The sequence below is a fragment of the Streptomyces sp. NPDC006487 genome (genome assembly GCF_042870555.1).
GTDB lineage: Bacteria > Actinomycetota > Actinomycetes > Streptomycetales > Streptomycetaceae > Streptomyces.
In genome coordinates this window covers 1-12,465 of the sequence record NZ_JBIAHN010000041.1, presented here as the reverse complement: position 1 = coordinate 12,465, position 12,465 = coordinate 1, and the positions used below count along the sequence as shown (strand labels likewise).

Genomic DNA, 12,465 nt, shown 5'->3' with positions numbered 1-12,465 from the left:
GAGGCCGAGGATGTGCGGGCTCGCCGTATCCCCGTCGATTACGCCTCGCACTCCGCGCATGTCGAAGCCATCGAGGAGCGGCTCGCCGAACTCCTCGCCCCGATCCGTCCTCGCACTCCCCGGATTCCCTTCCACTCCACGGTCACCGGCCGGCCCGTCACCGGTGAGCAGAGCGAACAGGGCGAACAGGGCGGACAGGGCGGACAGGGCGGACAGGGTGAGCGGCTCGACGCCGCGTACTGGTACCGCAACCTCCGCCACACCGTCCAGTTCGAAGACACCGTGCGCTCGCTCCTCGACCTGGGCTTCGATGCCTTCATCGAGATGAGCCCGCACCCCGTCCTCGCGATCGGCGTGCAGGAGACGGTGGAGACCGCGGGTGCCTCCGACATCGCCGTGCTCTCCTCCCTGCGCCGTGACGAGGGGGGACCCGAGCGGTTCCTGACCTCCCTGGCCGAGGCCCACGTACGGGGCGTGGCGGTGGACTGGTGGCTCGCCCCGGGCCCCCGCGCGGCCCTGCCCACCTATGCGTTCCGGCGCGACCGCTACTGGCTGCCGTCCCATTCGGGCGGCGCCGCGGCCCGTGCGGGCGACGCCCGCGAGGACCGCTTCTGGGAGGCCGTCGAGAACCAGGACACGACCTGGTTCGCCGGTGAACTCGGCGCCGAGGACGGCGACGCGCTCGCGCCCGCACTGTCCCTGCTGGCCGACTGGCGCCGCCAGGGCCGCGAGACCACGGAAGCCGAGGGCCGCCGCTACCGCGTCACGTGGCGCACCCTCGCCGACACTCCGCTGCCCCAGCTGTCGGGCACCTGGCTGCTCGCCGTGCCCGCCGGGCACGCCGAGGACCCCTGGGTCACCGGCGCCGCCGCGGAACTCACGGCGCGCGGAGCCCGCGTACTGCCGCTGGAGCTGTCCGGAGCACGCGACCCGGACAACCGTGGGCAGGACCGGGAGCGGACCGCCGAGGCCGTACGCGTCGTCGCCGACGGCGCCGAGCTGTCCGGAGTGCTGTCGCTCCTCGCGCTCGACGGCTCCGGCCCGGCCGCCACGCTCGCCCTCGTCCAGGCCCTCGGCGACACCGGAACCAGCGCACCGCTGTGGTCCGTCACCCGCGAAGCCGTACGTACGAACGACACGGACGAGCCGAGCGACCCGGTACAGGCGCGCACCTGGGGTTTCGGCCTGGTCGCCGCTCTGGAGCACCCCGACCGCTGGGGCGGCCTGATCGACGTGCCCGCCGAGCCCGACGCGCACACCCTGCGCCGGCTCTGCGGCATCCTCGCCTCATCCGGCACCCAGGGAGAGGACCAGCTGGCCGTCCGGGCCCGCGGAATCCTGGCCCGCCGCCTGGTCCGCGCACCGCGCACCGCCGCTGCCGCGGCCGCGCCGGCCGACGCGGGATGGCAGCCACGGGGCACCGTACTGGTCACCGGCGGAACGGGCGCGCTGGGCGCCCGCATCGCCCGCGGCCTGGCCGCCGCGGGAGCCGGACACCTGCTGCTGACCAGCAGGCGCGGCGGCGACGCCCCCGGTGCGGCGGAACTGGCCGAGGAGCTCTCCGCCCTCGGCGTGCGGGTCACCGTCGCCGCATGCGACGCCGCCGACCCGAAGGCGCTGCGCGCCCTGTTGGCCTCGATCCCCGGGGACCAGCCGCTGACCGCGGTCGTGCACGCCGCCGGCGTCCTCGACGACGCCGTCATCGAGGCGCTCACGCCGGAGCAGCTGGACCGGGTGCTGACGCCCAAGGCGGACGCGGCCTGGCACCTGCACGAGCTGACCCGCGAACTCGGCATCGACCTGGACGCGTTCGTCCTCTTCTCGTCCGTCATGGGCGTCCTCGGCAACGGCGGCCAGGCGGCCTACGCCGCCGCCAACGCCTCCCTCGACGCCCTCGCCCACCTGCGCCACGCGCTGGGCCTGCCGGCCGTGGCCATCGGCTGGGGCATCTGGGGCGGCGGCGGCATGGTCGGCGACGCCGCCGAGGCGCACATGCTGCAGCGCGGTGTCCCGGCCATGGACCCCGAACAGGCCGTGGCGGCCCTCTGGTACGCGGCGGCCCAGCCGGAGCCCGCGCTCGTCGTCGCCGACATCGACTGGCAGCGGTTCGCCCCGCGCTTCGCCGCCACCCGGCCGAGCCCGCTGCTCGCCGAACTGCCCGAAGCCCGCGAGGCACTGGCCGAGGCGGCTTCGTCGGCCTCCGCCGCGGGGACCGCCTTCGCAGGCACCCTGCGCGAGCTCACCGAGGCCGAACAGCTGCGTGCCGTACTGGACCTCGTACGGACCCAGGCGGCCGCGGTGCTCGGCCGTGCCCCCTCCGACGCGCTCGCTCCCCACCAGGCCTTCAAGACCTCGGGCTTCGACTCGCTCACGTCGGTGGAGCTGCGCAACCGGCTGGCCACCGCCGTCGACCTGACCCTGCCCACCACCCTCGTCTTCGACCACCCCACGCCCGCCGCCGTCGCCCAGCACCTGCTGACGATGCTGGTCGGCGAGACGACGTCCGGGGCCACCGGGCGCGCACAGCGCCCCGTCCGGGCCGTCCGGGCGGACGGCGGCACGCACGCCGAGGACCCGATCGTGATCGTGGGCATGAGCTGCCGCTTCCCGGGCGGCGCGGACACGCCCGCCGGACTGTGGGACATCGTCAGCCAGGGTCAGGACGTCATCGCACCCTTGCCGGACAACCGCGGCTGGGACACCGGGAAGCTCTACCACCCGGACCCGGAGCACCGCGGCACCTCGTACGCGCGCGACGGCGGATTCCTCTACGGGGCGGGCGATTTCGACGCCGCCTTCTTCGGGATCTCCCCGCGCGAGGCGCTGGCCATGGACCCGCAGCAGCGGCTGCTGCTGCAGACGTCCTGGGAGGCTTTGGAGCGGGCCGGCATCGCCCCGGACAGCCTGCGCTCCACCGACACCGGCGTGTTCGCCGGCGTGATCCACCAGGACTACGGCGCGCTGTTGCACGAGGCCCCCGAGGAGGTCGAGGGGTACCTCCTCACCGGCAAGTCCTCGAGCGTGGCCTCGGGCCGGATCTCCTACACGCTGGGTCTGGAAGGTCCCGCCCTGACCGTGGACACGGCCTGCTCGTCCTCGCTCGTCGCCGTGCACCTCGCAGTCCAGTCCCTGCGCAACGGCGAATGCTCCCTGGCGCTGGCGGGTGGCGCGATGGTGATGGCCACTCCCGGCCTCTTCGTCGAGTTCAGCAGGCAGCAGGGGCTGGCCCGGGACGGCCGTTCCAAGGCCTTCTCCGCCGACGCGGACGGTACGAGCTGGGGCGAGGGCGCCGGCGTCCTCGTACTGGAGAAGCTGTCGGACGCGCAACGCAACGGGCACCGGGTCCTGGCCGTCGTACGGGGCTCCGCCGTCAACCAGGACGGCGCCAGCAACGGCCTCACCGCCCCCAGCGGCCCCTCGCAGCAGCGCGTCATCCAGGCGGCCCTGGCGGACGCGGGTCTGTCCGCCGCCGAGGTGGACGCGGTCGAGGGCCACGGCACCGGCACCCGCCTCGGCGACCCCATCGAAGCCCAGGCACTGCTCGCGACGTACGGGCAGGAGCGGACGGAGGACCGCCCGCTCTACCTCGGCTCCCTGAAGTCCAACATCGGCCACACCCAGGCCGCGGCTGGCGTCGGCGGAATCATCAAGATGGTCGAGGCCATGCGGCACGGGGTGCTGCCCCGGACGCTGCACGTCGGCGAGCCCTCCCCGCACGTGGATTGGTCCGCGGGCGCGGTGGAACTGCTGACCGAGGCCCGGGAGTGGCCGGAGACCGGCCGGCCGCGCCGCGCAGCCGTCTCGGCCTTCGGCGTCAGCGGAACCAACGCCCACCTCGTACTGGAACAGGCCCCGCAGTCCGAGGCACCCGAGCCCCGGACGGCGGACGGGGACGGGGGCTGGGACGGCGACCGGATCGGGGTGCCCGCACTACCTCTGGTGGTGTCTGCGAAGAACCCGGCCGCCCTGCGCGCCCAGGCCGAGCGGCTGCTCGCCGCACTGGGAGACGCATCCCCGGCCGAGGCACTGGACTTCGCCTACTCGGCGGCCACCACGCGCGCGGTGTTCGAGCGGCGGGCGGTGGTGGTGGCGGGTGACCGTGAGGGGCTGGTGGCTTCGTTGGAGGAGCTGGCTGCCGGGCGTGGTGCGGGTGGTGTGTCGGTTTCGGAGGGTCTGCAGGCGTTCTTGTTCACGGGTCAGGGGTCGCAGCGGGTCGGGATGGGGCGTGAGTTGTATGACGCGTTCCCGGTCTTCGCGTCGTCTTTTGATGCGGTGTGTGAGGTTGTCGACCCGTTGCTGGGTCGGGTGTTGAAGCAGGACGTCTTTGATGGTGCGGATGGTGTTCTTGATCGCACGGAGCTGACGCAGCCGGCTGTCTTCGCTCTCGAGGTGGCGCTGTTCCGGCTTCTGGAGTCGTGGGGTGTGCGCCCTGATGTCCTGGCGGGGCATTCGATCGGTGAGATCGCCGCAGCCCACGTGGCTGCTGTGCTTTCCCTGACCGACGCCGCACGGCTCGTCGTGGCGCGAGGCGCGTTGATGCAGGCCCTGCCCGCGGGTGGAGGCATGGTCGCGGTGGCCGCCTCGGAAGAGGACATCACGCCGCTGCTCGTGGGCCGTGAGGGTCTGTTGAGCCTGGGCGCGGTCAACGGGCCTCAGTCCGTGGTCCTTTCCGGCGCCGACTCCGCACTGGCGGAGGTTGTGGCCATCCTCGAAGAGCGGGGCGTCAAGACCCGTCGTCTGAAGGTCAGTCACGCTTTCCACTCGCCGTTGATGGACCCGATGATCGACGAGTTCCGCACGGTCGTGGAGGGTCTGTCTTTCGCAAAGCCTGATCTGCCGGTGGTCTCCACCGTCACGGGTGAGCTGATCCCCGGTGAGGAGTTCGCTTCCGCCGAGTACTGGATCGGTCACGTCCGTCGGACCGTTCGCTTCCATGGCGCCGTACGGGCTTTGGAGGCCTATGGCGTTACGCGTTTCGTCGAGGTCGGCCCCGACGCCACCCTCACCGCCCTGGCGCAGACCTCCCTGAGTGGCGGGGCCGGGACGGCCTTCGCCGCCTCCCTGCGCAAGGACCGCCCCGAGGCCCGGACCCTCGTTTCCGCTCTCGGCACGGTCTTCGCGCACGGCGCCGCGGTCGACTGGGAGGCCTTCTTCGCAGGCTCCGGCGCACGCCGCACGGACCTGCCCACTTACCCCTTCCAGCACCAGCACTTCTGGCTCACGCCCACCCCCGGCAACCGTGCCCTCGGCGGTGCGTCGGCCTTCGGCCTGACCGATGCCGGCCACCCGCTCCTGGGCGGACTCATCGACCAGCCCGGAACCGACACCGTGTCCTTCACGGGCCGCCTCTCCCTCCAGACCCACCCCTGGCTCGCCGACCACGCCGTACTGGGCAACGTCCTCCTCCCCGGCACCGCCCTCGTCGAACTGGCACTCAGCGCCGGCGAACACCTCGGCACCACAACCCTGGAGGAACTCACCCTGGCCGCTCCGCTCGTGATCCCGCAGCAAGGCGGCATAGACATCCACGTAACCGTCGGCGAGGCCGACGAGGCCGGCCGGCGCCCGGTGGGCATCCACTCCCGCACGGGGGACAATCAGGCCGGCGAGCCCTGGACGCAGCACGCGGGCGGCTCCCTCACCTCCGGGTCAGCGACCCCTCCCGCCGGGGCCTGGACGTGGCCGCCCGCCGATGCGGAGCCCGTGGACCTCGACGCGCTCTACGAGTCGTTCGCCGAGGCCGACTACGCCTACGGCCCCGCCTTCCGAGGGCTGGCCGCGGCCTGGCGGCGCGGAGACGAGGTCTTCACCGAGACCCGGCTGCCGCGGGAACAGCACGCCGACGCGGCCGGGTTCGGTCTGCACCCCGCTCTCCTTGACGCCGCACTGCACGGGACCTTCCTCCAGGGCGGCGGCGAGCGGCGGCTCCCCTTCTCCTGGTCCGGGGCGCGCTGGTACGCGACCGGCGCCACGGAGCTGCGTACCCGCCTCGCTCCGGCCGGACCGGACGGCGGCATCCAGGTCACGTCCTACGACGCCGTCGGCAATCCCGTGGCCTCGGTGGACTCCCTGGTCCTGCGCCCGGTTCCGGTCGGCCAGCTCGGCCGTCCGGCCGAAGACCCGCTGTACCGGGTGGAGTGGGTCCCGGCGGCACCGGTTTCCGACGCACCCGCCGCGCGGACCGTCGTACTCGGGCCGGACGGCCCGTACCCCGACCTGGCCGCGCTGCGGGCCGCCATCGCGGCGGGCGGGCCGCTGCCGGAGGCCGTGCTCTGCCCGGTCGGCCAGGCGGCCGATCCGGCTGCGGCCGACGCCGATGTGACGGCCGATGTGACGGCCGACGAGGTACGGGCGGCCGGTCTCCGCGGGCTCGGGCTCCTCCAGGAGTGGCTGGCCGACGAGCTGCTCGCCGACTCGCGGCTCGTCCTGGTCACCGCGCGAGCCGTGGCCGTCGACGCGGACGAGGACGTACGCGATCTGGCCCATGCTCCGCTCTGGGGTCTCGTGCGGTCGGCGCAGGTGGAGCACCCGGGCCGGTTCGCCCTGGTGGACGTCGACGAGTCCGGGGCCGGGACCCTGCGGCTGGTGGCATCCGTCGCCCGCGGCGACGAGACGCAGCTGGCCGTCCGCGACAAGGTCGTACGAGTGGCCCGGCTGGCCCGGGTGGCGGCGCCGACAGGCGCTCCCGCGGACCTCGGTCCGGGGACGGTTCTGGTGACGGGTGGTACGGGCACGTTGGGTGCGCTCGTGGCCCGGCACCTGGTGTCGGACCACGGTGTGCGCCGTCTGCTCCTCACCAGCCGTCGCGGCCCGGAGGCGCAGGGAGCCGCCGAACTGGTGGAAGAACTGACCGCGTTGGGTGCCGGGGTGACGGTGGCGGCCTGTGACGTCTCCGACCGTGAGGCCCTGCGCGGACTCCTGGACTCCGTACCCGACCTGACGGCGGTCGTCCACACGGCCGGGGTCATCGACGACGGGGTCATCGGCTCGCTGACGGAGGGCCGGCTGGAGACGGTGTTCCGGGCCAAGGCCGATGCGGCCCTGCACCTGCACGAGCTCACCCGTGATCTCGGGCTGGCGGAGTTCATCCTGTTCTCAGGCGCGGCAGGCGTGTTCGGCAGTGCGGGACAGGCCCACTACGCGGCGGCGAACGTCTTCCTCGACGCGCTCGCGCAGCGCCGCCGGGCTCAGGGCCTGCCCGCCACCGCCATGGCGTGGGGACTGTGGGCGGAGCGCAGCGGAATGACCTCCCACTTGGACCGGACCGCACTGAACCGGCTGTCCCGCGCCGGTTTCGCCCCCATGTCCTCAGCGCAGGGCCTCGCCCTCTTCGACGCGGCCCGGGCGGCGGACCAGAGCACGCTGGTGACGCTCGGCCTCGATCGGCGGGCGCTGCGCGAGCAGGCGGCCGCAGGCAGCCTCCCGCCGTTCCTGAGCGCGGTGGTCCCGGCCCCGGCCGTACGGAGGACGTCGACCGCGGCCGGTGCCGGTGCGACGGCCACTGTGACTGGCGGAGCCCAGGGCGAGGCCACGCTCGCCGAGAGGATATTCGGTCTGCCGCAGGCGCAGCAGACCGAGCAACTGGTCGCCCTGGTGTGCGGCGAGGTCGCGGACGTCCTCGGACACGCCTCGGGCGCGTCGGTCGATCCCGCGCAGGCGTTCAAGGACCTCGGTTTCGACTCGCTGAGCTCGGTGGAGCTGCGCAACCGCCTCAACCGGGTCACCGGTCTCCGGCTGTCGGCCACGCTCGTCTTCGACCACCCGTCCCCGCAGGTCCTGGCCGAGCTGCTTCGGGAGGAACTGCTGCGCGGCCGGCGCCCGTCCGCCGACCGGGTTCTCACGGACCTGGCCGCCCTCGACGACCTGCTCGGCTCGGCCGAGGCCGGGGACCCCGCTCGCGGACGCATCGTCAGCAAGCTCGAGGAGCTGGTGGCGCGGTTCGGGGACCGGCCCGCGCAGACACAGCAGGGGAGCGCGACGGCGGAGGACGCGATCGAAGCGGCCAGCGACGACGAACTCTTCGCCCTCATCGACGGCGAGCTGTGAGCCGTGAGCACCACCGGCGCTACCACCACCAGCACCACCGGCACCACGTCCACCCCCGAATCCGGACCGATTCCGACGCACGAACGACATCGCGAGGCGAACCCAGTGACCACGGTGACCAACGAGGACAAGCTCCGTTCCTACCTCAAGCGGGTCACTGCCGACCTGCAGGAGACCCGGAGGAGGCTCCAGGAGATCGAGAACGGCCCCGCCGAGCCCATCGCGATCGTGGGCATGAGCTGCCGCTACCCGGGCGGGGTGGAATCCCCCGAAGACCTGTGGCGGCTCGTGGAATCGGGCGCGGACGGCGTCTCCCGGTTCCCGGCGGACCGCGGCTGGGACCTGGACGGCCTGTTCCACCCGGACCCCGACCACCGGGGCACTTCGTACGCCGAAGAGGGCGGATTCCTGCACAGCGCGGGCGAGTTCGACCCCGCACTCTTCGGAATCTCACCGCGCGAGGCGCTGGCCATGGACCCGCAGCAGCGGCTCCTCCTCGAGACGTCCTGGGAGGCGTTCGAACGCGCCGGGATCGATCCGCTGTCCGTCGGCGGCTCCCGCACGGGGGTGTTCACGGGGTTCATGTACCACGACTACCTGACCCGCCTGCCCGAGCTCCCCGAGGAGCTCGAAGGCTTCAGGGGAACGGCCGACGTGGGCAGCGTCGCCTCCGGCCGGGTCTCGTACGTCTTCGGCCTGGAGGGCCCGGCACTGACGGTCGATACCGCTTGCTCGTCCTCGCTCGTCACCCTGCACCTCGCCGCCCAGGCGCTACGCCGCGGTGAGTGCACCCTGGCCCTGGCCGGAGGCGTCGCGGTGATGCACACGCCGGACATCTTCGTCGATTTCAGCCGTCAGCGCGGTCTGGCCACGGACGGGCGGTGCAAGTCGTTCTCCGATGACGCGGACGGCACGGGCTGGGGCGAGGGCGTGGGCATGCTGCTCCTGGAGAAGCTGTCGGATGCCCGTCGTAACGGGCACCGGGTCCTGGCGGTCGTACGGGGTTCCGCCGTCAACCAGGACGGTGCGAGCAACGGTCTCACCGCCCCCAACGGTCCTTCGCAGCAGCGGGTCATTCGCGCGGCGCTGGCCGATGCGGGTCTGTCCGCCGCGGAGGTGGACGCGGTGGAGGCGCACGGCACGGGTACCCGGCTTGGTGACCCGATCGAGGCCCAGGCCGTGCTGGCGACGTACGGGCAGGAGCGGACGGAGGACCGCCCGCTGTACTTGGGCTCTCTGAAGTCCAACATCGGGCACACGCAGGCGGCTGCTGGGGTCGGCGGGATCATCAAGATGGTTCAGGCGATCGAGCACGGGCTGCTGCCCCGGACCCTGCACGTGAGCGAGCCGTCCTCGCGCATCGACTGGTCGGCGGGGGCGGTGGAACTGCTCACCGAGGCACGGGAGTGGCCGGAGACCGGCCGGCCGCGGCGCGCAGCCGTCTCCTCCTTCGGAGTCAGTGGCACCAACGCCCACGTGATCCTCGAACAGGCCCCCGCTGAGGGGCCGGCCGCCGCCACCGCGGTCGCCCCTGCTCCCGGTGCGGTGCCGCTCGTGCTGTCCGCCGACTCGCAGGAGGCGCTGCGGGAGCAGGCCGCGCGACTGGCCGCCTTCTGGGACGAGAAGCATGACGCGACCGTCCCCTCGATCGCGTACTCGCTCGCGACGACAAGGTCAGCCCTCGAACACCGCGCCGTCGTCGTGGCGGAGGAGCGGGAGGAGGCGCTGCACGCCCTCGCATCCCTCGCAGAGGGGACGGCGGCCGCCGATGCGGAACTGGGAGTCGCGGTGCGCGGTTCGCAGGCGTTCTTGTTCACGGGTCAGGGTTCGCAGCGGGTGGGGATGGGGCGTGAGTTGTATGACGCGTTCCCGGTGTTCGCGTCGGCTTTTGATGCGGTGTGTGAGGTTGTCGACCCGTTGCTGGGTCGGGTGTTGAAGCGGGACGTCTTTGATGGTGCGGATGGTGTTCTTGATCGCACGGAGCTGACGCAGCCTGCTGTCTTCGCTCTCGAGGTGGCGCTGTTCCGGCTTCTGGAGTCGTGGGGTGTGCGCCCTGATGTCCTGGCGGGGCATTCGATCGGTGAGATCGCCGCCGCGCATGTGGCCGGTGTGCTTTCCCTTGCGGATGCTGCACGACTGGTCGTGGCACGAGGCGCGTTGATGCAGGCCCTGCCCGCGGGTGGAGGCATGGTCGCGGTGGCCGCCTCTGAGGAGGCCATCACACCGCTGCTCGTGGGCCGTGAGGACTTGCTGAGTCTCGGCGCGGTCAACGGGCCTCAGTCCGTGGTCCTTTCCGGCGCCGACTCCGCGTTGGCGGAGGTTGTGGCCATCCTCGAAGAGCGGGGCGTCAAGACCCGTCGTCTGAAGGTCAGTCACGCTTTCCACTCGCCGTTGATGGACCCGATGCTCGACGAGTTCCGCACGGTCGTGGAAAGCCTGACCTTCGGAAAGCCCGGTCTGCCAGTGGTTTCAACCGTCACGGGTGAGCTGATCCCCGGGGAGGAGTTCGCTTCCGCCGAGTACTGGATTCGTCACGTCCGTCAGACCGTTCGCTTCCATGACGCGGTGCGGGCCCTGGAGGCCCACGGCGCGACCCGCTTCTTCGAGGTCGGCCCTGATGCCACCCTCACCGCCCTGGCGCAGACCTCCCTGAGTGGTGGGGCCGGGACGGCCTTCGCGGCGTCCTTGCGCAAGGGTCGTCCTGAGGTCCGGACCCTGGTTTCCGCTCTCGGCACGGTCTTCGCGCACGGTGGCAGGGTCGACTGGGAGGCCTTCTTCGCAGGCTCCGGCGCACGCCGCACGGACCTCCCCACCTACCCCTTCCAGCACCAGCACTTCTGGCTCACGCCCACCCCCGGCAACCGTGCCCTCGGCGGTGCGTCGGCCTTCGGCCTGACCGATGCCGGCCACCCGCTCCTGGGCGGACTCATCGACCAGCCCGGAACCGACACCGTGTCCTTCACGGGCCGCCTCTCCCTCCAGACCCACCCCTGGCTCGCCGACCACGCCGTACTGGGCAACGTCCTCCTCCCCGGCACCGCCCTCGTCGAACTGGCACTCAGCGCCGGCGAACACCTCGGCACCACAACCCTGGACGAACTCACCCTCCAGGCACCGCTGGTGATCCCCGAGCGAGGCGGCGTCCAACTGCACCTGTCCGTAGGTGAGTCCGACGCGAGCGGAGCCCGCACCATCGAGGTCCACTCCCGTGCGGGGGAGGACGTGCCTTGGGTGCGGCATGCGAGTGGCGTGCTGTCCGTGGGGGCGGGGGAAGCCGGTTTCGATCTGAGTGTGTGGCCTCCGCGGGGTGCCGAGCCGGTTGCCGTGGAGGAGTTGTACGCGGCCATGGCCGGGGTGGGTTTGGAGTACGGTCCGGCTTTCCGGGGCGTTCGGGCCGCTTGGCGTCTGGGTGAGGAGGTCTATGCCGACGTCGCGCTGTCCGAGGCTCAGGCGCAGGAAGCCGCACGCTACGGGCTGCACCCCGCACTCCTCGACTCCGCACTGCACGGTGTGTTCCTCGGCGGCGCCGGGCAGGGCGAGCGGAAGCTGCCGTTCGCCTGGAGCGCGGTGCGCCTGTACGCCACCGGCGCGACGGAGTTGCGGGTACGGCTGACCCCCACGGGGACGGACTCGCTCTCGGTGCAGGTCGCCGATGCGGACGGCAAGCCCGTGGCCTCGGTGGAGGCCCTTGCGCTGAGGTCCGTATCGGCCGCACAGCTCGGTGGTGCCGCGGTCCACGACACGCTGTTCCGGGTGGCGTGGAGCCCAGTGCCCGCCACGGAGGCTCCCTTGGGTTCCGGCGGGCTCGCGGTGGTCGGCCGCGATGCCGCCGTGTTCCTCCCCGGGCACACCACGTATCCGGACCTGGCAGCGCTCGCCGCCGCCGGACCGGTGCCCGAGCTGGTCGTCGTACCGTTCCTCGGGACTCCGGGGACTCCGGGGACTCCGGGGACTCCGGGGGCTCCGGGGGCACTCGGGACCCTCGGGCCCGACGCGGAGGCCGCGCACACGACCGTGCGGCAAGGTCTTGCCGTCCTGCGGGAGTGGTTGGCGGACGAGCGGTTCGCGGACGCGCGGCTGGTGGTCCTGACACGGGACACCGACCGCGAGCCCGCCTCTGCCGCCCTGCGGGGCCTGGTGCGGTCCGCCCAGGCGGAAAACCCCGGCCGCATCGTGCTGGTCGGAACGGACGGGGACCCCGCGTCGCTCGCCCTGCTTCCGGCCGCCGTCGCCACGGAGGAGCCGGAGACCGATCTGCGGGCGGGCGCGTCGTTCGCCCGGCGCCTGGTACGCGTGGAAGCGACCGGATCAAGGAGCTCCGGGCTCGGTTCGGGGACGGTTCTGGTGACGGGTGGTACGGGCACGTTGGGTGCGCTTGTGGCCCGGCACTTGGTGTCGGACCACGGTGTGCGCCGTCTG

At 72.5% G+C, this 12,465-nt stretch carries 1 protein-coding gene and 1 pseudogene; both read left to right on the top strand.

Going from position 1 to position 12,465, the window contains the following annotated elements; all coding sequences use genetic code 11:
• The first annotated feature begins 12 nt into the window (after positions 1-12).
• On the top strand, positions 13-8,046 hold the full coding sequence (locus ACFYM0_RS37685; RefSeq protein WP_388510201.1) for an SDR family NAD(P)-dependent oxidoreductase: 8,034 nt from the start codon (positions 13-15) through the stop codon (positions 8,044-8,046).
• A 156-nt stretch (positions 8,047-8,202) separates the two neighbouring features.
• A pseudogene (locus tag ACFYM0_RS37680) lies at positions 8,203-12,465 on the top strand (type I polyketide synthase); the annotation flags it as partial.